Here is a 20,163-nt window from a genome sequence, read left to right as displayed (position 1 = left end):
CGGCGGACGGCGGGTTCGCTTCCGCCCGGAAAAAACGGGAGCCGCGGCCGGTCGTCGGCCGCGGCTGTCCTGCGGGGTACGGGCATGGGCGTGAACCACGCACGCCCATGCCGTCGGTGACCGGACCCGGCGCCGGTCAGTCGACGCTGGGGAGGATGTGGGGCTCGGCGAGGTCGTCCTCGTAGCCCGCGAGGCGGATCGGGGCGGACCTGGCCCACACGTCCAGGCTGCCGAGCTTGATGTCGGCACCGCCGGCGCGCTCCGTGCGTTCCTTGGGGCGCTGATCTCGATTCGTCTTCTCTGGTGTCACCGCGCACTCCTTATGTGTCGGGTCACCCTCGGGACGCGGGCCGGTCTGCTCCGGTCGCCTGACGTCCGCTCGGGCGTGAGTCGAAGGCAGTTAGGGACGCGGTGGCGCCGGTAACTCGGGTGAGAGCAGGCCGTGGTGACCGGCTTGTCCCGGGACGGACCGTGGGTGTGGGTGGACCCCAGTAAGGCTGTCCGTCGGCTACAGAGTAACCAAATGAGCAGGTGACTGCTCGATGGGGCCGAAAACTTCGCGTTACCGTCGCGCGTCCCCCAGAGCCTCACCAGGCCCCGATCTGCGGCGATTTGAAACATGATGCACCCCTTCGCCGCCACCCATTCGGCTCAATTCCGACCCTGACGCAGGGCATCGGGAGGTCTCCCGGGCCAGCCTGATGTGACGGACGACCCGGAATCGTCCCGCATGCCGGACACCGGAGGTGGTGTGCGGTTCAGGTGCCGTTGGCCGGTTCGCAAGGAGGTCATGGTCTGCTGGCGCCCGGCACAGGCTCTTCTCCGGGGAGGACCGACGCATGGAACTGCGCGGCGTCGACGATCTGATGGATCTGCTGCACGCCTGCCGGGGCGCGTGGGACACGCCGGACGGCAGCGGCGACCCGGTCGATCTGCACGATCACGCCCTGCAGACCGCCGCGCTGCTGCGCCGGGAGCGCCCCAGCGACAAGGAACTCCAGGTCGCGGGGCTGGTCCACGACATCGGGCATCTGCTCAGGCCGGGCGACGACGCCGGGCACGCGGCACACGCCGCCGAGGCGGTCCGGCCGCTGCTCGGCGACCGGGTGGCCCGCCTCGTCCATCTGCACGTGGCGGCGAAGCGCTATCTGGCGGCCACCTCGCCGGACCGCGGGCTGTCCTCGCGGAGCGCGCTGACGCTGACCGCCCAGGGCGGTGCGATGAGCCCGCGGGAAGTCGCCGCCTTCGAGCGGGACCCGCTGGCCGAGGACGCGGTGACCCTGCGGCAGGCCGACGACGCGGGCAAGGTCGTCGGACTGGACGCGGGCGTCATGGAGGACTGGCGTACCGTCCTGGAACTCGTCGCGGCCCGCGCCACCCGCCTCGACACCGCCGGCTGACCGGCAAACCGGCTGACCGGCGGACGGCAGAGCGCACGACCGGCAGACCGACAGACCACGCGGCCGGCGGACCGCAGACCGCACGACCGGCACCCCGCACGGGCGGCTGACCGAAAGGCCGGCAGACCGGACGGCTGGCTCGACCGGACGGCACCGGCGCCGCTCACTGACGGCACGTCACGCGAACGCGCCGTCCCTCTACCACTTGCCCGGCGCGTAGTCCTTCAGGAAGACGCCGTACAGGTCCTCGCCCTGCTCGCCGCGGACGATCGGGTCGTAGACGCGGGCCGCGCCGTCGACCAGGTCCAGCGGGGCGTGGAAGCCCTCGTCGGCGAGGCGGAGCTTGTCGTAGTGCGGGCGCTCGTCGGTGATCCAGCCGGTGTCGACCGAGGTCATCAGGATGCCGTCGGTCTGGAACATCTCCTGGGCACTGGTGCGCGTCACCATGTTCATGGCGGCCTTGGCCGCGTTGGTGTTCGGGTGGCCCGCGCCCTTGTAGCCGCGGCCGAACACGCCCTCCATCGCGGAGACGTTGACGACGTAGGAGCGCCCGGTGGACGCGAGACGCGCGGCCTCGGCCATACGCGGGCGCAGCCCGCTGATGAGGATGAACGGCGCCGTGTAGTTGCAGAGCTGGGTCTCCAGCAGTTCCACCGGGGAGATCTGCTCGATGGTCTGCACCCAGGTGTTGCTGTCCACCACGTCGGGCAGCAGGCCGCCCGCGTCGATGGCGGTGCCGTCGCGGTGCCGGACCACGCTGGCGTTGCCGGCGACCAGGGCGAGGTCGGCGACCTTCTGGGCGTCCAGGCCCGAGACTCCGGCGGGCAGCGCGGTCAGTCCGTCGACGGCGCCCGAGTTGAAGGCGCCGATGACGTGGTGGGCGGGCAGTTCGCCGGCCGGCAGCGGGGCGCTCTCGCCCTCGACGAGCGCGGCGTAGGCGGAGGGCAGCCGGCGTACGGTCTGCGTCGCGTTGTTGATCAGGATGTCGAGCGGGCCCTGTTCGGCGACCCGTTCGGCGAGGTTCACGGCCTGCGCGGGGTCGCGCAGGTCGATGCCGACGACCTCCAGGCGGTGAATCCAGTCGGCGGAGTCGTCCATGGCCTTGAAGCGGCGGATCGCGTCGTGCGGGAAGCGGGTGGTGATGGTGGTGTGGGCACCGTCACGCAGCAGCCGCAGCGCGATGTACATGCCGATCTTGGCCCGGCCGCCGGTGAGCAGGGCGCGCTTGCCGGTGAGGTCGGCGCGGGCGTCGCGGCGGGAGCGGTTCAGGGCGGCGCAGTCCTGGCAGAGCTGGTGGTAGAAGTAGTCGACCTCGACGTAGCGGGTCTTGCAGGTGTAGCAGGAGCGCGGGCGCTGGAGTATCCCGGCGATCCGTCCCTCCTCGGTCACCGAGGACGGCAGGAGGCCTTCGGTCTCGTCGTCGATGCGCTGGGCGGAGCCGGTCGCGGTGGACTCGGTGACCTGCTTGTCGTGGGCGGTCTTGGCGGCGCGGCGCTCCTGGCGGCGGCGCTGCTTCACGGTCCGGTAGACGCCCGCGGTGGCGCGGCGCACGGCGATGGCGTCGGGGTGGTCGACGTCGATCTTGTCGAGTTCGTCGAGCACGCTGAGGCAGACGGCCAGCCGCTCGGGGTCGATACCGGGACCGAACGCGACGTCGGCCGCCTCTGTCGTGTCCGCGGCGGGGGTCGCCCGGCCGTCGTCTGTCACCGTCATCGCTGCTGCCGTTCCTCGGGTTGTGCGCCGCGTTCGGACCGCGCTCGCTGTCGAAGGCGGAATTTTACGGAGCAATCGCGCGCGGCACCAAACCCGTGGTGATCAAGGTGTGCAGGCGGCGATCAGCGCGTCGACCTCCTCGGTGAGCGAACGGGCCAGCAGATCGAGGTCCGGGACGGCTTCCGCGTCGGCGACCAGGCCGTAGTGGACGCTCCCCCGGTAGGTCGAGACGGCCACGGCGAGGGCCTGGCCGCGGGCGAGCGGGGCGAAGGGGTAGACCTCGGTGAGCGGGCAGCCGCCGAGCCGCAGACCGAGGCTGGGCAGCGGGACGCTGGTGACGAGGATGTCGAAGAGCAGCCGGGCGGCCTGGCCGACGACCGGGCCGCCGAGCCGGTGCCCGAGGGGCGGCACGTGGTCGGCGAGCAGCGCGACCGCGCCGGCGCCCCGGTTGGGCCCGGCGTCCTTGTTGCGGTCCATCTCCGTACGGACGGCGCGCAGCCGGCCGAGCGGGTCGGGATCGTCCACCGGAAGCCGTATCAGGTAGCCGGAGAGCCGGTTGCCCTGGGGCTGCGCGCCGCGCGGGCGGCGCCGGGAGACGGGGATGAGGGCGCGGGGGGCGACCCCTTCGCTGCCGTCGCCGCGTTCGTCCAGCCAGCGGCGCAGGGCCCCGGCGACGACGGCGATCAGGACGTCGTTCACGGTGCCGCCGACGGTTTTGCGGACCCGGTGGACGTCGTCCAGGTCGATCACCACGCCCGCCGTGCGCCGGGTGCCGGTGGGGTCCGAGGTGAGGGCGGGCGAGGACTGGGCGGTGAGGGTGGCGCGGGCGACGGAGGCGCCGATGTCGAGGGCGCGGCCCACGTCCACGAGGGTGCCGCGGAGGAGGCCGGGGAGCCTGCGGACGTCGGGGAGGAGGCCGCGGGGCGGCTCGGCCGGGCGGGGGCGGGGCTCCGGCAGGTCCATCGGGTCCATGAGGGCCGCGGCCAGCATGAGGGCCCGGAGCCCGTCGGCGAGGGCGTGGTGGAACTTGAAGAGAACCGCGAAGGACACCCCGTCCGCGCCGGGCAGGACGTGCGCCTCCCAGGGCGGCCGGCCGCGCTCCAGCGGGCGTTCCATCAGCCGGCCGGCCTCGGCGTGGAAGTCGGCGGTCGGCGCGTGCGGCAGGACGTGGTCGAGGGGTTCGAAGTCGGGTACGGGCTCGCGGGTCGCGCCGCCGAAGGCGAGGGGATCGAGCGGCTGCCACACGTCGCGGATGCGCATACGCAGCCCGGGTACGGCGGCGGCGCGGGCGGCGAGCAGGTCCGCCGCCTGGGCGCCGGCCGTCGGCGAGTGGGCGGCGAAGACGCCGAGGGCGCCCAGGTGCATGGGATGCCGGGCGGACTCGATGTTCCAGAAGGCCAGGTCGAGTGGTGCGAGCACATCGGAGGTCAAAGGCTTGCTCTCGCGTCGGCGACGGGTGAACCGTCAGTCAAACCCGGACCCCCGATTACGGTCAAGTACGATCAGGCTACGCACAGTTAATACCGGATTAAGTCCCGCCCCTCCGGTGAGGGGCGGGACTCGGTCACGTCAGGACACGCGGGCGGTCACTTCAGGGCCGGGGGCGCGGCGGAGGCGGCCGTTCCCCACCCGGACGGCTCGGAGCCGACCGTGAAGGCGAGCGAGCGGACGCCGCGCAGCTTGCCGGTCGTCAGGTACGTGCGGCCGTACGACGATCCGTCGACGCGGGCCGACTGGATGTACCGGTCGGTGTCCGAGGTGCCCGGCGCCGTGACCGTGAGGGCGCCGCGCGGGTAGTAGTGGCGGTCCAGGGTGAGGTCGACGCGGTCGAAGACGGGGGTGGACAGGCCCCAGGTGTCGTAGCCGGGCTGCACCGGGAAGATCCCGATCGAGGACAGCACGTTCCAGGCGGACATGGTGCCGAGGTCGTCGTTGCCGGTCATGCCGGTCGGCGCGTCGGTGAAGAGGGTCAGCGCCGCGTGCACCACGTCGGTGGTCTTCCAGGGCTGCCCGGTGGACAGGTAGGTGTACGGGGCGATGAGGTCGGGCTCGTTCTGCGGGTTGTACTTGTCCGCGTTGTAGTAGGCGTACGGGCCGTTGACCCAGACCTCGCGGGCGGTCTTGGCGGGGTCCTTCAGGAGCTGGTCGTAGGCGAAGAACGAGTCGAGCCGGTCGTTCGCGGCCTGCTTGCCGCCGATCAGGCCGACCATGCCCGGCAGGTCCTGCGGCACGAGCCACTGGTACTGCCAGGACGTGCCCTCGTGGAAGCCCTCGCTCTCGGCCGGGTCGGCGGGTCCGGTGAAGGCGCCCGCGGCGTCCCGGGCGCGGAAGAAGCCGGTCGAGGGGTCGTGGATCGCGCGGTAGTTCTGGGCCCGCGCGAGATAGCGCGCCGCGTCCTGGTGGTGGCCGAGGTCGCGGGCCATCTCGCCGAGCATGGCGTCGGACAGGGCGTACTCCAGGGTGGCGGAGGCGCCGTGGTCGTAGTCGGAGTCGCCGGGCTTCGCGTGCGGGCGGCCCTTGACGTAGGGGGCGAAGCCGTTCGCGATGTACTCCCGGTTGGCCTCGCGGCCCACCGCCGGGGAGCCGGCGGGCGGCACGCCGTCCGCGTTCTTCTTCAGCGCGCGGTAGGCCCGGTCCTCGTAGCCCTTGAGCAGGCCCTGCTGGTAGGCGTTGGTGAGGAACGGGGTGACCGGGTCGCCGGTCATGATGTTCGTCTCGGCCGTGGCGTAGCCCCACTTGGGCAGCCAGCCGCTCTCCTCGTCGATCCGGATGACGGAGATCGCCATGTCCCGCGCCTCGCGCGGCGCGAGCAGCGACAGGAGCTGCGACTGGGTGCGGTAGGTGTCCCACAGCGACCAGTTCTGGTAGTACGTGAACCCCTTCGCCCGGTGGACCCGCTGGTCCCAGCCGGTGTACCGGCCGTCGGCGTCACTGCCCACGTTCGGCGCGAGGAAGGAACGGTAGAGCGAGGAGTAGAAGGTGCGGCGCAGGGTGTCCGTGCCGCCCTTCACCCGTACGTCGTCGAGCCGGTCCTCCCAGGCCCGCCGGGCGGCGCCGCGGACCGCGTCGAAGGAACGGCCGCCTTCCGCGCGGAGGTTGACGGCCGCGCCCGCCGCGTCCACGTAGGAGAGGGCGGTGGTCGCCTCGACCGTGCGGTCCTTGGTGGTGTCGAAGCGGACAAAGGCGCCGGTGCGGCCGGTGGTGCCGGAGGTCTTGGCGGAGCCCTCGGTGACGGTGTCGCCGTTCCAGGTGCCGGAGGTGGTGAACGGCCGGTCGAAGCGGGTGATCGTGTACACGGTGTACGGCTCGGTGCCCTGGCAGAAGCCGCTGCCGGTGATCGCCGTGCGGACGGTCCGGTTGTCGAGGATCTCGACCTGGGTGGCGACCGTCTTGTGCAGCGACTGGCCCGCGTTCAGCAGCACGTTGGCTTTGTCGGTGGCCGGGAACGTGTAGCGCTGCACACCGGTGCGCGCGGTGGCCGTCAGCTCCGCCTCGATGCCGCTCTTCAGGCCGACCTTGTACGAACCGGGGCTCGCCGACTCGGTGTCGTGCCCGAACTCGGCCGCGTACTGGGCGTAGTCCGTCCGGGTGATGTCCCCCGTGGTGGGCAGCACGGGCAGGTCTCCGCCGAGCCCGCAGCCGACGCCGGACAGGTGGACGAGCGAGAAGCCGCGGATGTGGTTCTGCGCGTGGTCGTAGCCGGTGTTGTGACCGGTGTCCGGCGAGAACTGCACCATGCCGAAGGGCACGGCGGCGCCGGGATAGGTGTTGCCCTCGTTCTCCGTTCCGATGAACGGGTTGACCAGATCGGTGAGTTGGCCGTCGCGCGGCTCGGCGGCCTGTGCGGTGGGCAGGACGAGCAGCGCGGACGCTGTCACCAGCCCGGCCGTGCACAGGCGCAGGCGCCGGGTCCATCTCATGCGGGAGACCTCCGGTGGGGTGATCGACATCGTTGTCGTTGTCTTCTTGCATGGTCGGGTCGGGCGGCCGGCTTTCCCGGCAACCGGCCGGTGTCCCCGGGACGCGTCGCGTCCGGACGGGATGACATCGTTGTCAGAAGGTGCGACGTCGTCATCCGCGGCAGTTGGCATGACAGCACGCGACTCCGCCGCATGTCCAGGGACATGACAAGACCGGCATGGAACGGCCCCGGGCACCCGCTCGGTGAGCCGGGTGCCCGGGGCCGTGCGTCCACGCGTGACGGCCGGGGTCCCGGGCCGCCGCGACCGGCGGGCTACGGAACGCGCTGGCCCTTGCCCAGCGCGATCACCCCGCCCCGGGAGACCGTGTAGAGGTCGGCGTCCCGCTCGGGGTTGACGCCGATCGTCGCGCCCGGCGGCACCTCGACGTTCTTGTCGAGGACGGCGCCGCGCACCACCGCGCCCCGCCCTATCTTCACGTTGTCGTGCAGGATCGAGCCCTGCACCACGGCGCCGGGGTCGACCAGCACGCCCGGCGAGAGCACCGAGCGGGTCACCTGGCCCCGGATCAGGGACCCCGCGCTGATGATGGACTCGCTCGCGATGCCCCCGGCGTTGAAGCGGGCCGGCGAGAGCTGGCCGGAGCTGGTGTAGATGGGCCAGTTGCGGTTGAACAGGTTGAAGGCCGGCCGCTCGGCGATCAGGTCCATGTGGGCGTCGTAGTAGGCGTCGAGCGTGCCGACGTCCCGCCAGTAGCCCTGGTCGCGGGTCGTCTCGCCGGGGACGTGGTTGTCGCTGAAGTCGTAGAGCTGCGCCTCGCCCCGCTCGGTGAGCGCGGGCAGGATCGAACCGCCCATGTCGTGCACGGAGTTCTGGTCCTCGGCGTCCCGCTGGAGCGCCTCGACGAGGGCCTTGGTGGTGAAGATGTAGTTGCCCATCGACGCGAAGACGCACTCCGGGTCGTCCGCGAGGCCCGGCGGGTCGGCGGGCTTCTCCAGGAAGCCGCGCACGGTCTGCCCGTCCGAGCCGGGGCTGATGACGCCGAAGGAGGACGACTCGGAGCGGGGCACCCGTATCCCGGCCACCGTCACCCCCGCGCCGCCCTCGATGTGCTGCTCCAGCATCTGCCGGGGGTCCATCCGGTAGACGTGGTCCGCGCCGAACACCGCGACGTACTCGGGCTGTTCGTCGTGGATGAGGTTGAGCGACTGGAGGATCGCGTCCGCGCTGCCCAGGTACCAGCGGGGCCCGAGCCGCTGCTGCGCGGGCACCGGCGTCACGTAGTTGCCGAGCAGGCTCGACATCCGCCAGGTGGTGGTGATGTGCCGGTCCAGCGAATGCGACTTGTACTGCGTCAGGACGCAGATGCGCAGGATGTCGGCGTTGACGAGATTGGACAGGACGAAGTCCACGAGGCGGTACGTACCGCCGAAGGTCACCGCTGGTTTCGCCCGGTCGGCCGTGAGCGGCATCAACCGCTTGCCCTCACCGCCCGCCAGTACGATTCCCAGCACCGAAGGTCCACCGCGCCGCATGCCGCCGCCCCTCTAAGCCCGGTCCGGCCGTCCCGGCTGTGCGGGTCCGGCCGTTGGTTCGAAAAATGCGCCTGCCCGACCACTACCCCGCTTTGAGGACTTCCTCGTACAACTGGACGGTCCTTCGGGCGACGGCGTCCCAGCCGAACTCCCCGACCGCGCGCCGCCGTCCGGCCTCGCCCATGCGCCGAGCCGTCTCCGGGTCGGCGAGCACGGCGTCCAGGGCGGTCGCGAGACCCGCCTCGAAGTCGTCGTCCAGGGACACGAGAAGACCCGTCTCGCCATCCTCGACCACCTCGGGGATGCCGCCGACCCGCGAGGCGACCACCGCCGTACCGCAGGCCATCGCCTCCAGGTTGACGATGCCGAGCGGCTCGTACACCGAGGGACAGACGAACGCGGCTGCGTGGGTCAGGAGTTGGATGACGTCCGGGCGGGGCAGCATCTGCGGGATCCAGTGCACGCCGTCGCGCACCGCGCTCAACTCCTGGTACAGCTCCCGGAACTCGCGGTCGATCTCCGGGGTGTCGGGGGCGCCCGCGCAGAGCACCACCTGAGCGGCCGGGTCGATGTCCCGTACCGCGCGCAGGAGATGGGGCACGCCCTTCTGCCGGGTGATCCGGCCGACGAACAGGACGTACGGCCGGGCGGCGTCCAGGCCGACGCGCTCCAGGACGTCCGTGCCGTGGTCGGGCCGGTACAGGGAGGTGTCGATGCCGTTGTGCACGACGCGCACCCGGGCGGGGTCCAGGGCCGGATAGCAGCCGAGGATGTCGTCGCGCATGGCGCCGGAGACCGCGATCACGGCGTCCGCCGCCTCGATGGCGGTGCGCTCGGCCCAGCTCGACAGGGCGTAGCCGCCGCCGAGTTGCTCGGCCTTCCAGGGGCGCAGCGGCTCCAGGCTGTGGGCGGTCATCACGTGCGGGATGCCATGCAGGAGTTTCCCGAAGTGGCCCGCGAGGTTGGCGTACCAGGTGTGGGAGTGGACGAGTTCGCGGCCTTCGAGGGAGGCGGCGATGGAGAGGTCCACGGAGAAGGTGCGCAGGGCGTCGTTGGCGCCGTCGAGCGTGGGCCACGGCCGGTGGCGGACCACCCCGCCGGCCCCGCCCTCGCCCCAGCAGTGCACGTCGAGATCCGTGAGCGCGCGCAACTCCCGCGCCAGGAACTCGACATGGACGCCCGCGCCGCCGTACACGTCCGGCGGGTACTCCCGGGTCAGCAGGCCCACGCGCACACAGAACCCCTGTCGTAGTCGGCAGATGCCCTTCATGGTCACTCAGTTGACGCCGATGCGGAAGAGCGTGCGGGAACTGGTTCCGCCGGCGCGGTGCGGGCGGGGTGCGGGCGGGGTGTTTCGGTGGCGCCCGGTTGTCTCGGATGGGGCGCGGTGCGGGGGCGTTGGCTGGGGGTAGGGCGGGGCCGCCGGCTCGGGCGGGCTGCGGGGCCGCCGGCTGGGGGTGGGGGTCCGTCACGCGGGCGGCCTCGGGGCGGGGCCGCCGGCTGTGGGTTGGGGGTGGTGGGGGTCCGTCACGTGGGCGTCGTGCGGTCTGTCAGCTGGGGCCGGGTGCGCGGCCCGGTGGCCGGTCGAAGCAGCAGTCGCCGCAGACCCCGCCGCCGGGCACCCGGTAATAGAGGCAGCAACTGCGGCGCCGCAGTGTGCGCGGGTCGAGCGTACCGGCCAGATCCGGGTGGGCGAAGAGGCCGGCGGCCAGTGTCCCGGCCCGCTCCCCCGCCTCCGGGCGCCCGTGGGCGAGCGCCCAGCGGTCGAGCTGGCGTACGGCGCCGGCCAGCGCGGACCCGGCGTTGCCCCACAACAGGGCCGGCGCGACGCGGTACCGGGAGCGCAGGGCCGCGTTCAGCGGGACGAGATGCCCGGCGCGCACCATCGCGTCGAGGTCGGCGACCGGCCGGGCGCGGACCTCGGCCAGCCACAGGTCGTCCGGGGCACCGGCGTCCGGGTCCCAGTGGAGCAGCTCCGGGTCGAGGTCGGGCAGCCGCCCGTAGACCACGGCGGAGCCCAGCGCGATCGACCAGAGGCGGGCGGCGAGCCCCTGCTGTGCCACCGACGCGGCGACCCGCGGCTCCGGCGCCCCGATACCGTCGGCCACCTTCCGGACCCGGAAAGCGACCGGGTCGTCGTGAGGTGCCCGGCGCCGGAGAGCCGTCGGATCGTCGTCGGCGTCCTCGGGCGTGCCGGGTCGCGGGGCCGCGTAGGCGTGTGCGAGGGTCCGCGGGAGACCGTGCGGGGGTACGCCGGTGCGTAGTGCGAAGAAGCCGCCGAGCGCGCCGAGCGCCGCCAGTTGGGGGTCGAGGTCCACGAACAGCAGTAGTACCAAGTCCCGTAGGGGGTACCACCAGTGGATCACTCCGTGGTGTCGCCCACCTTGGGGAGGACACCGCCCGATCCGTACTCCATCGGCAGTAGGAGCCAATGACTGCTCAGGGACGACGACGAGAACTAAATCGCAGGGCATCGTTGTTCCCATGGAAGCCGACCGTTCGTCGCGCCGGGTCGAGGCCCCGCGCCGTACGCAGAGGAGGGACTCATGAGTGCCCTCGCTCTGTCCGTGGTGCTCTCGATCGTCTCGGCCGTCGCGTACGCGGGCGGCGCCATCATCCAGGAGCAGGTCGCGCTGACCTCCCCCGGCCAGGCCTACGCGCCGGTGCGCCGCCCCGCCTGGTGGGCGGCCGTGGCACTGACCGGCCTGGGCGGACTGCTGCACGTGGTCGCCCTCGCCTTCGGCCCGCTGAGCCTCGTCCAGCCGCTCGGCGCGCTGACCATCGTCTTCGCCCTCCCGATGGCGGCCCTCTTCGTCCGCCGCAAGGCCGGAGTCGCCGCCTGGCGCGGCGCGATCATGGCCACGGTGGGTCTCGCGGGCCTGCTGTCGCTGGTCGGCGCCTCCGACTCCAACTCCCTGAGCAGTGCCCAGCGTCTGGTGCTGGGCGTGGTCGCGGGCGGCTCGGTCGTGGCCCTCATGGTGGCGGGTCGCGCCGCCCACCGGCACCCGGCGGTGCGGAGCGTGCTGCTCGCCATCGCGGCGGGCATCGCGTTCAGCATGTCGTCGGTGTACACCAAGACCGTCGCCGTGGACTGGTCGCGGCACGTCTCGCTCGCCGACCTGTCGAGCCTCGCCGCGATCGGGGTCTTCGCGACCGCCGGCATGCTGCTCTCGCAGGCCTCCTACCGAGGGGCGGGCCTGGAGGCGCCGCTCGCCACCCTGACGGTCGTCAACCCCGTCGTGGCGGCGGCCGTCGGCCTGACGATGTTCGGCGAAACCTTCCGCTACGGCACCACCGGCACGGCGCTCGCGCTGGGCTGCGGTGTGGTCGCGGCGGGCGGTCTGATCCTGCTCACCACGGCACGGATCAGCGACAGCGCGGAAGGGGCGGCGCGGTCCGCGGCGGGCGGCGAGTCCTTGACCGGCGGCGCGCTCGCGGCGGCCGATGAATCCGCGGCTCTGGCTGATGAGTCCGTGGCTGCGGCCGGTGAGTCCGTGGCTGCGACCGGTGAGTCCGTGGCGAGGGATGGGATCGCGGCGAGGGGTGAGAGCGCGGCGGCCGTCGAGGGAGCGTTCGGAGCGCTGGTCCCCGGCCCGTTCGGCCCTGCCGTTCCCGTCGGCCCGGCCGCGCCCTCGGACCTGAGCGCTCTCACGACGCTCACGGCCTCCGAGGCGCGCGTCCGGGAACTGCTGGCCGGGCTGCCGGAACAGCCGGGTCACGAAAGCCTGTATCTGCCGGTGCCGCAGTCGGCCGAGGCACTGACGGTCGGGCCGTCGGCGGCCGACGGCACGCTGCCGGCGCTGACGGCCTCGGTGTCGGCCCTGACGGCTGGGCCCGACGGCGGGCCCGTACTCGTACCGGAGTCACCGCCCGGTGGCGGAGCCGTACTGGTTCCGGCGCTCGTTCCACCGCTTGTTCCGCCGCCCGGGCAGGTGACCGGGGCCGAGGCTCCGGTGGCGGAGGTTACGGCGGCGGGCGCTTCCGTGGTCGGCGCTACGGCCGTCGGCGCCACCGCGGTCGGCGCCGAGGCGGTCGCTCCCTCCGGGGCGGCGGGCACCGGCGTGAGTGCCGTCGTCGCGCGGGAACCGGCGGCCAGGGACGAGGTGCCGTACCTGACCGCCATGTTCGGAGTGCCCTACGTGCCGATGCCGTTCGTCAGGCACCACCGCACCCGGGTCAGATCCTGACGCCGCCGGCCCGGAGGTACGCCACCGGGTCGATGTCCGCGCCGAAGCCGGGCCCCGTCCGCACCTCGAAGTGCAGATGCGGGCCCGTGCTGTTGCCCGTGGACCCGGACCGGCCGATGCGCTGACCGGCCACGACGCTCTGGCCCGCCTTCACGGAGATCGCCGACAGGTGGCCGTACTGGGTGTAGCGGCCGTCGGCGTGCCGGATCACCACCTGGTAGCCGAAGGAACCGCCCCAGCCCGAGGTGACCACGTGCCCAGCGGCCACCGCCGCGACGGAGGTCCCGGTCGCGACCGGGAAGTCGACGCCCGTGTGATAGCCCTTCGACCAGGACGGCCCGGCGGCGCGGTAGGGCGTGCCGGTCGCCGCCTGCACCGGGGCGACCAGGGTGTGGGTCTTCCTGGTGGTCGTCGTGTGGGATTTCGTGTGCGTGCTTGTGCTTGTGCTCGTGTGCGTGCCGGTGTGGGTGGCGGCCTTGTCTGCGGAGGTCCGCTTCGCCGGGTGCTTCTCCGGCGCCGGCGCCGGCGCGGTGTGCGGGTGCGCGGGGACGGGCGCCGTGCCGCGCAGGGCGAGCCGCTGGCCCGGCAGGATCAGGTCGGGGTCGGGACCGACGGTCGTACGGTTCGCGGCGTACAGCCCCTGCCAGCCGCCCGGGACATGGCGTGAGCCGGCGATGCCGGACAGCGTGTCGCCGTGGACGACGGTGTACATCTCGGCGGTGCCGGCCTGCGACTGCGGGGTGTTCTGCGGTTTGACGTCCCGCACCGAGCGCGTGGGCGCCTGCTTCGTGTGCTGGGACGGCTGCGTCGAGCGCTGCGCGGGCTTCGCGCGCTGGGTGGGCTGCGAGCGCTGGGTGTGCTGGGGGGTGGTGTGCGAGGTGCCGCCCGCCGGGTGGATGTCGGGAGTGCCGCCGCCCCTGGTGAGCCCGCCGCGCACCGAGCACACCGGCCAGGCGCCGGGGCCCTGGCCCTTGAGGACCTTCTCGGCGATGGCTATCTGCTGGTCCTTGGATGCCTGGTCCGCGCGGTGGGCGTACGCCGTCCCGCCGTAGGCCGCCCAGGTGGACTGGCTGAACTGGAGGCCGCCGTAGTAGCCGTTGCCGGTGTTGATGCTCCAGTTCCCGCCGGACTCGCAGGCGGCGACCTTGTTCCAGGTGCCGACATCGGCCGCGTGGGCGACTCCGGTTCCGACGAGCGGGAGCGCGATCCCCGCCCCGCCCACCGTGACGGTGAGTGAGGCACGGTTGATCCTGTTCGGCTGGTACCGGCGGTGCCGACCGCGTGCGGCCATGAGGGAGCCCCCCTAGACATGCGTCAGGAGCGGCCAAAGTAAGCGGGGGGAACAGGCCAGGACAAGGTGGCAATCGGTCGCTCCCGAACGGGGGTTGACGCCTGCCGAGGGCCCCGGTCGGCCATCCCCGCCCGGCACGCTGGGTGACCGGCACGGCTCCGGGCCGGGGCGTGGCCCCGCGTCGTGCCGTGGCCGGCGGGGCACGGATGCCCCGGTCGGACGAGGGGCGGGAGCGAAGCCGGGGCGAGGTCACGGGCATGGGTTCCACGATCCGGGGGAGGCGTTCCGGTGTGTGCGCGTCCCGTGCGGCGGGGCGCCGCACCATCGAGGCCTGGCCGAAACCCGCCCTCCCGGTGACGCCCGGATCTCCCGCACGCCTCTGCGCGGACTCCGCCGACGCGTCAGGATGGCCGGGGGCACTACTTTGAGGAGCCAAACCGTATGAGTACTACAGCCCAGATCGGCGTCACGGGTCTCGCGGTCATGGGACGCAACCTCGCCCGCAACTTCGCCCGCAACGGCTACACCGTCGCCGTGCACAACCGCACCGCCGCCAAGACGAACGCGCTGGTGGAGGAGTTCGGCGACGAGGGCACGTTCGTCCCGGCCGAGACGGCGAAGGAGTTTGTGGAGGCACTGGAGCGCCCCCGCCGCCTGGTGATCATGGTGAAGGCGGGCGACCCGACGGACGCGGTGATCCAGGAGTTCGCGCCGCTGCTGGAGCCCGGCGACATGATCATCGACGGGGGCAACGCCCACTTCGCGGACACCCGGCGCCGTGAGCACGCGCTGCGCGAGCAGGGCATCCACTTCGTAGGCACGGGCGTCTCCGGCGGGGAGGAGGGCGCGCTGCACGGGCCGAGCATCATGCCGGGCGGCTCGACCGAGTCGTACGCCTCGCTCGGCCCGATGCTGGAGAAGATCTCCGCCAAGGCGGACGACGGGGCGCCGTGTGTCACGCACCTGGGTCCCGACGGCGCCGGGCACTTCGTGAAGATGGTCCACAACGGCATCGAGTACGCCGACATGCAGCTCATCGGCGAGGCCTACCAACTGCTCCGTGACGTCGCCGGGTACTCCCCCGCGCAGATCGCGGACATCTTCCGCACCTGGAACACCGGCCGGCTCGACTCCTATCTGATCGAGATCACCGCCGAGGTGCTGTCGCACATGGACGAGGCGACGGGCAAGCCGTTCGTGGACGTGGTGCAGGACCGCGCGGAGCAGAAGGGCACCGGCCGCTGGACCGTGCAGATCGCCCTCGACCTGGGTGTGCCGGTGTCGGGCATCGCCGAGGCGGTCTTCGCCCGCTCGCTGTCCGGGCACGCCGATCTGCGCGAGGCCTCGCGCGGCCTGGCGGGACCGAAGGCGCGGCAGCTCGGCGAGGCGGAGGCGGCGGCCTTCGCGGACCGGGTGGAGCAGGCGCTGTACGCGTCGAAGATCGTCTCGTACACGCAGGGCTTCCACGAGGTCACCGCGGGCAGCGACGAGTACGACTGGGACATCGACCTCGGTGCCGTGGCCTCGATCTGGCGGGGCGGCTGCATCATCCGGGCGGCGTTCCTGGACCGCATCCGCGCCGCCTACGACGCCCGCCCCGACCTGCCGAGCCTGCTGTCGGACGAGACGTTCGCCCAGGAGATCGCGGACGCCCAGGACGACTGGCGCGAGGTCGTGATCGCCGCGACCCGCGAGGGTGTCCCGGTCCCCGGCTTCTCGGCGGCCCTCGCCTATTACGACGCCCTGCGCGCCGAACGCCTGCCCGCCGCGCTGACGCAGGGCCAGCGCGACTTCTTCGGGGCGCACACCTATCGCAGGACGGACCGGGAGGGTTCGTTCCACACGTTGTGGGGCGGGGACCGGTCGGAGGTCGAGGCGTAAGGGACTCCAGGCCGCCGGGCTGCTCTACGGCGGTCCCGCGGAACGGCCGAAGCCGCCACTCCCCGACGGGGATGTCCCGACGGGGATGTCCAGACGGGGATGTCCAGACGGGGATGTGGCGGCTTCGGCCGTTCTGCTGTCACGCCTGTCAGGCCTTCGTCGCAGGCCTTGCCTCATGCCTTGTTGCAGGCCTTGTTACGACCGTTGCTACGACTATTACGACAACGGCCCCGGCTGCGGCTGGGGCTCCGGCACGGGGTCCGGGCCCGGCGGATTCGGGATCGGGGACGGCGACGGGACGGGCTCGGGCCCCGGTACCGGCTCGGGGCCGCCCGGCCCGGGGGTCGGGTCCGGCCTCGGCGGCCCGGGCGTGGGGTCGGGGCCACCGGGGTCCGGCACCGGGTCCGGGAAGGGTGACGGCCCCGGCGGCTCAGGGCTCGGCCCCGGAGTGGGCCCCGGCGGAACGGGATCGGGATACGGCTGCGTCATGGCGGTCCTCCAGCCTGTCGGTACGTCGGCCCTGGACTGTTCCCCGCGTACCCAGCAGCCGACCATGCACTCACCCCGTGGCGGGAGGGATACGGGCCAGGTGGGGCAACCGGGGGTGCGAGGGCGCTCCCGGGAGTGGGCGCCGTGCCGGGGAGACGGCGCCGTCTCTGGGAGCGGTCACGCGGACGCGTCGGCTTGGACGTGGCCGGGCCGGGCCCGGGCCGGGCCTGGACGTGGCCGGGCCGGGCTACGGCTGCCGCTGACTGGCGCCGACGACGACGACGGAACCGGCGATCGCGGCGGCGGCAAGACCGGGGCGGGGGCTCGACAGTACGGGGATCGTGGTGGTCGCCAGTGCCTGGGCCGGTGTCATGGACGCCTGGGCGAGGACGATCACGTCGGCGTCGGTGACGCGGTCGGCGGCGACGGCGACCAGGCGGGCGCACCCGTCCGTGTCGCCCGCCTCGAACAGCGCGAACGCGCCGTCCACGAGCACGGTGCGGACGTCGACGGACCGACCGGCACGGCGGGCCTCCTCCTCGACCAGGGCCACCGTCGGCTCCAGCGTGCTCGCCACGGTCGCGAGGACGACGATCCGGGGGCCGGTGGCGACCGCGGCGGCGGCCATGGGCCGGTCCACCCGGAGCACGGGCACACCGGCGGGGGCCCGTTCGGCGACGGCGCCGATGGTCGAGCAGGTGCAGAGCACGGCCCGGGCACCGGCGGCTACGGCTTCGCCGAGCAGCGCCCGGACGTCGTCGGCCACCGCGTCCGGCCCCTCGCGCCGGGCCCGCGTCAGGAGTTCCCCGGCGACGAGGTGCCGCAGGTCCAGGCCCGGATGGTCCGTGTCACGCAGGGCGTCGAAGACGGGGATGTGGGCGGGCGAGGTGTGCAGCAGGGCGAGGGACCCGGCCGGCGCGGACTGCGGCGCGCCGGCCGGGACCGGGTCCCCGGGCATCAGAAGCGCCCGGGGTGCGCCTTGAGCCATTCCAGGGCGGCCTGCCGGAGCGCGGGGTCAGCTGCCGGGGCCTCGTCGGGGTGGCGCTCCGCCCACTTCACGACGTACGGGCAGAGCGGCGCGACCACGATGCCCTCGCGGGCGGCGAGGGCGTACAGCTCGCGGGCGAGGGAGCCGGCGATGCCGTGGCCCTCGTGCTCGGGTTCCACGATGGTGTGGACGGGCACGAGGGCGCGGGCGGGCTCCGCCAGGACGAAGTACTCGATGTGCCCGACCAACTCGTCGCCGGTGAACGCCTCAAGGCGTCCGGCCTGCCGGTCGTCGCGGATCTCGATGTCGCTCACGGCCACTCCTCGGGGCTCGGTTCCAGGTCCGGCGGCGCCGCCGCCGCGGGCAGGGGCGTCGTGGTTCAGACGGTGACGGCCTGCGGGCTGCGCCGCTGGTCCGAGCCCGGGACCGGCTCGGAGGGATCGGCGCCGAGGGAGACGATCCGGTTGTCGCGGTCCACGTGCACGACCCTCGGCCGCAGCGTCCGCGCCTCGGCGTCATCGACCTGAGCGTAACTGATGATGATCACCAGATCACCGGGCTGCACGAGGTGGGCGGCGGCCCCGTTGATCCCGATGACCCCGGACCCCCGCTCCCCCTCGATGACGTACGTCTCCAGACGGGCACCGTTGGTGATGTCGACGATGTGCACCAGCTCACCGGGCAGGAGATCGGCGGCCTCCAGCAACTCGGCATCGATGGTGACGGACCCGACGTAGTGCAGGTCGGCCTGGGTGACGGTGGCGCGGTGGATCTTGGACTTGAACATGGTGCGCAGCATGCTGAACTCCCGAGAGACGGCTCCCTGCCTGCGCTTTTGCAGGTCAAGGGCTGTGCAGCCAGAGTACAACGAGTCGCATGTTCAGGCAGGGAGCGTCAGGTTTCCACGACTGACCCTGGCCCAATGCCGACTTTCCCGATGACCCGTCAGCCGCGGGGCAGACCTGCGTCGACCACCCGACTACACGGGAGAGAGCACGCAGCACAGGCGCCCGCCTTCCCAAGACCGCACAGAGCCCGACTCGGGTCCGGCAAGAATCGATGCCATTACGGGCCGTCGAATCAGACAGCCCACATGGTCAGCGACGCCCGATGAAACACGGGCAAAAGAAGTAACGGTGGTCGCAGATTTCGACCTGCCCAGAACCGACGTTGCCCGAATCCTGGAGTTCGCAGTCAGGTTCGATCCGAACGGAATCGCGCCTGCACTGCGACGGAGATCCAAACGCAATCCTTGCAGGAGTGATCACGCCTTCAGAAGCACAGCCACACGTCGACAAGAATCTCAGCTGGTCACGCCGACGCCACGGCGTCGAATTCTCCTCCTGACAACGTCGGAGGTGGCCACCATGCTCAGCAATGTCCACCAGCAGGGCCCACCGGGTGGCCACGGAGCCGGGGGTCCAGGAGTACAAGCTCTGCCGAGGCAGGAACGCGAGATCGTCACCTGCGGTACGCGCACCCTCGCGAGCTTGACGCCTGCACAGCCGGAAGACTGCGCACCCAGCCAAGATCCCGAGCGTCAGGATCAGAGCCTGGAGGGCCCGATGTACAGGTTCACAGCACACCTCCCGCCCAACGAGGATCTAAAGCTAGTAGTTGCGACTTGTTGAGCGAGCGTCACAGACAACAAAAGCCTGCCGTCAGCCGTTGGCAGCTCCGAGCCCAGGAATGTTCCAGCAACTTCATTCCCATGGGCCGCCGTTGAACCGATGTCCTGGCACGGAGGCGAGATACAGCCGATCGGCAAGGCGCACTGAGGTCGCCACCTCCAAACCAACAGTTTGGTCACGTTGGATTGTTGGACATGATCGCCCGCCACCGCGCTCGAAGCCGTTTGGCACATTCTCGCCCGACAAGCCCTCGAATTGATCTTTGATCCGGCGTCGGCGGCCGTAGGCATGATGTCGCATCACACCACAGACCGAGGCCGAGCCAGCCAAGCCGTCCTCTCACGCCGCCCGATCAGCGCTGGGATGATTCAGCGCACCGTACGCTTCGTGACCGCCGACGCGGCCAGTGCAACTCCTCTTCCCTCAGCTCGATCAGAAAAGGCGCCTCGGATCGTCCGGCATGCACCAAGCTGTCGCCCATCTACGTAACTACGAAGTAGAGGGCTCTGCTACAGAAGCAGAGGGAACGCCAAGTCACCGGCCGGACGTCCGAACCCAGCGACATTTCGAGGAGCCGGACCAAGAAGATGATCGCGTACGCTCCTCATCGTGATGAGTCTCTCCGCAGGTCCACACCGCACCCCTCAAGCGGTGAGATACCGTCAACAAATGACAAAGCCCTTCTAACGTGCCAGGTCAGTAAGTGTTCTCTCCGTGCGAGCGGAGGTGAGCCGCCGCGCACCGGCCACGTGAGCACCACCCATCAGTTCTCTCCGTGCGAGCGGAGGTGAGCCGTCGGCGAGGAGAAGCTGGCGTTCCATCGCGCTGTTCTCTCCGTGCGAGCGGAGGTGAGCCGTTCATGAACCTGCGGGCCGAGTTGTGGTGGGAGTTCTCTCCGTGCGAGCGGAGGTGAGCCGAAGAAGGCCGTGCCGGTGGTGTGGCACTGGTCGTTCTCTCCGTGCGAGCGGAGGTGAGCCGCCCGGGGTGCGGCGAGTTGCGGGCGCTGGCTCGTTCTCTCCGTGCGAGCGGAGGTGAGTCGGTCACACGGCCGAACTTCGGGCTGGAGTCCTGGTTCTCTCCGTGCGAGCGGAGGTGAGTCGCCGCGCTCCTGTCGACCGGTCAGGGCCA

14 protein-coding genes and 1 CRISPR repeat array are annotated in these 20,163 nt (G+C 71.9%); of the genes, 3 read left to right on the top strand and 11 right to left on the bottom strand.

From position 1 onward, the window contains the following. Positions 1–136: 136 nt before the first annotated feature. Positions 137–310: a hypothetical protein gene (locus AB0912_RS17060; protein WP_266617685.1), complete on the bottom strand. Its 174-nt coding sequence runs from the start codon at positions 308–310 to the stop codon at positions 137–139. Positions 311–839: 529 nt separating this feature from the next. Between AB0912_RS17060 and AB0912_RS17055 the strand changes: the two genes are divergently transcribed. After that, complete coding sequence (locus tag AB0912_RS17055; RefSeq protein ID WP_366700322.1) at positions 840–1,400, top strand: HD domain-containing protein; 561 nt, start codon at positions 840–842, stop codon at positions 1,398–1,400. Between the two features lie 198 nt (positions 1,401–1,598). Here AB0912_RS17055 and AB0912_RS17050 read toward each other — a convergent pair whose 3' ends face one another. The 6 genes from AB0912_RS17050 to AB0912_RS17025 all read right to left on the bottom strand — a co-directional run bounded on the left by AB0912_RS17050 (position 1,599) and on the right by AB0912_RS17025 (position 10,904). Next, positions 1,599–3,113, bottom strand: coding sequence for an SDR family NAD(P)-dependent oxidoreductase (locus tag AB0912_RS17050; RefSeq protein ID WP_366700320.1), 1,515 nt, complete (start codon positions 3,111–3,113; stop codon positions 1,599–1,601). A 102-nt stretch (positions 3,114–3,215) separates the two neighbouring features. After that, entirely contained in the window at positions 3,216–4,544 is a 1,329-nt protein-coding gene (locus tag AB0912_RS17045; protein WP_366700318.1) for a wax ester/triacylglycerol synthase family O-acyltransferase, read from the bottom strand. Positions 4,545–4,699: 155 nt separating this feature from the next. Next, positions 4,700–7,033, bottom strand: coding sequence for a GH92 family glycosyl hydrolase (locus AB0912_RS17040; protein ID WP_366700356.1), 2,334 nt, complete (start codon positions 7,031–7,033; stop codon positions 4,700–4,702). Positions 7,034–7,347: 314 nt separating this feature from the next. After that, the gene (gene glgC, locus AB0912_RS17035; RefSeq protein ID WP_366700316.1) at positions 7,348–8,568 is read right to left on the bottom strand and encodes a glucose-1-phosphate adenylyltransferase; all 1,221 of its coding nucleotides are present in this window, start codon (positions 8,566–8,568) and stop codon (positions 7,348–7,350) included. A gap of 82 nt (positions 8,569–8,650) precedes the next feature. Then, positions 8,651–9,802 carry a glycogen synthase gene (gene glgA, locus AB0912_RS17030; RefSeq protein WP_366700354.1) on the bottom strand — a complete coding sequence of 384 codons (1,152 nt, stop codon included), beginning with the start codon at positions 9,800–9,802 and terminating at the stop codon, positions 8,651–8,653. A gap of 316 nt (positions 9,803–10,118) precedes the next feature. Beyond that, on the bottom strand, positions 10,119–10,904 hold the full coding sequence (locus AB0912_RS17025) for a (2Fe-2S)-binding protein (protein ID WP_366700314.1): 786 nt from the start codon (positions 10,902–10,904) through the stop codon (positions 10,119–10,121). A 210-nt stretch (positions 10,905–11,114) separates the two neighbouring features. Between AB0912_RS17025 and AB0912_RS17020 the strand changes: the two genes are divergently transcribed. Beyond that, complete coding sequence (locus AB0912_RS17020; protein ID WP_366700312.1) at positions 11,115–12,755, top strand: DMT family transporter; 1,641 nt, start codon at positions 11,115–11,117, stop codon at positions 12,753–12,755. Here AB0912_RS17020 and AB0912_RS17015 read toward each other — a convergent pair. Continuing rightward, positions 12,745–14,046 (bottom strand): transglycosylase family protein, encoded by a 1,302-nt coding sequence (locus AB0912_RS17015; protein ID WP_366700310.1) that lies wholly within the window; start codon positions 14,044–14,046, stop codon positions 12,745–12,747. The two genes, AB0912_RS17020 and AB0912_RS17015, sit on opposite strands and share 11 nt — an antisense overlap. A 441-nt stretch (positions 14,047–14,487) precedes the next feature. Here AB0912_RS17015 and gndA point away from each other — a divergent pair, with 441 nt between their 5' ends. After that, complete coding sequence (gndA, locus tag AB0912_RS17010; protein WP_366700308.1) at positions 14,488–15,927, top strand: NADP-dependent phosphogluconate dehydrogenase; 1,440 nt, start codon at positions 14,488–14,490, stop codon at positions 15,925–15,927. Between the two features lie 736 nt (positions 15,928–16,663). On the opposite strand, the gene AB0912_RS17005 is transcribed toward gndA, so the two are convergent. The 3 genes from AB0912_RS17005 to panD all read right to left on the bottom strand — a co-directional run bounded on the left by AB0912_RS17005 (position 16,664) and on the right by panD (position 18,203). Then, positions 16,664–17,374, bottom strand: coding sequence for an arylsulfatase (locus tag AB0912_RS17005; RefSeq protein WP_366700306.1), 711 nt, complete (start codon positions 17,372–17,374; stop codon positions 16,664–16,666). Then, the gene (locus AB0912_RS17000) at positions 17,374–17,718 is read right to left on the bottom strand and encodes a GNAT family N-acetyltransferase (protein ID WP_366700304.1); all 345 of its coding nucleotides are present in this window, start codon (positions 17,716–17,718) and stop codon (positions 17,374–17,376) included. The genes AB0912_RS17005 and AB0912_RS17000 overlap by 1 nt, the downstream gene beginning before the upstream one ends. A 65-nt stretch (positions 17,719–17,783) precedes the next feature. Then, positions 17,784–18,203, bottom strand: coding sequence for an aspartate 1-decarboxylase (panD, locus tag AB0912_RS16995; protein ID WP_366700302.1), 420 nt, complete (start codon positions 18,201–18,203; stop codon positions 17,784–17,786). Positions 18,204–19,740: 1,537 nt separating this feature from the next. Beyond that, positions 19,741–20,132: a CRISPR direct-repeat array (repeat unit 26 nt; unit sequence GTTCTCTCCGTGCGAGCGGAGGTGAG). Positions 20,133–20,163: the final 31 nt, after the last annotated feature.

The sequence above is a fragment of the Streptomyces sp. NPDC007084 genome (genome assembly GCF_040703595.1).
Lineage (GTDB): Bacteria > Actinomycetota > Actinomycetes > Streptomycetales > Streptomycetaceae > Streptomyces.
The sequence above is the reverse complement of the archived record's forward strand: the minus strand, read 5'-3'. Positions and strand labels throughout refer to the sequence as shown.

What these genes read in the sequence shown, in the direction of transcription:
- AB0912_RS17055 (WP_366700322.1), top strand. Translation starts at nt 840, where the DNA reads ATGGAACTGCGCGGCGTCGACGATCTGATGGATCTGCTGCACGCCTGC.
- panD (WP_366700302.1), bottom strand. Translation starts at nt 18,203, where the DNA reads ATGCTGCGCACCATGTTCAAGTCCAAGATCCACCGCGCCACCGTCACC.
- AB0912_RS17020 (WP_366700312.1), top strand. Translation starts at nt 11,115, where the DNA reads ATGAGTGCCCTCGCTCTGTCCGTGGTGCTCTCGATCGTCTCGGCCGTC.
- AB0912_RS17040 (WP_366700356.1), bottom strand. Translation starts at nt 7,033, where the DNA reads ATGAGATGGACCCGGCGCCTGCGCCTGTGCACGGCCGGGCTGGTGACA.
- AB0912_RS17005 (WP_366700306.1), bottom strand. Translation starts at nt 17,374, where the DNA reads ATGCCCGGGGACCCGGTCCCGGCCGGCGCGCCGCAGTCCGCGCCGGCC.
- AB0912_RS17050 (WP_366700320.1), bottom strand. Translation starts at nt 3,113, where the DNA reads ATGACGGTGACAGACGACGGCCGGGCGACCCCCGCCGCGGACACGACA.
- AB0912_RS17015 (WP_366700310.1), bottom strand. Translation starts at nt 14,046, where the DNA reads ATGGCCGCACGCGGTCGGCACCGCCGGTACCAGCCGAACAGGATCAAC.
- gndA (WP_366700308.1), top strand. Translation starts at nt 14,488, where the DNA reads ATGAGTACTACAGCCCAGATCGGCGTCACGGGTCTCGCGGTCATGGGA.
- glgC (WP_366700316.1), bottom strand. Translation starts at nt 8,568, where the DNA reads ATGCGGCGCGGTGGACCTTCGGTGCTGGGAATCGTACTGGCGGGCGGT.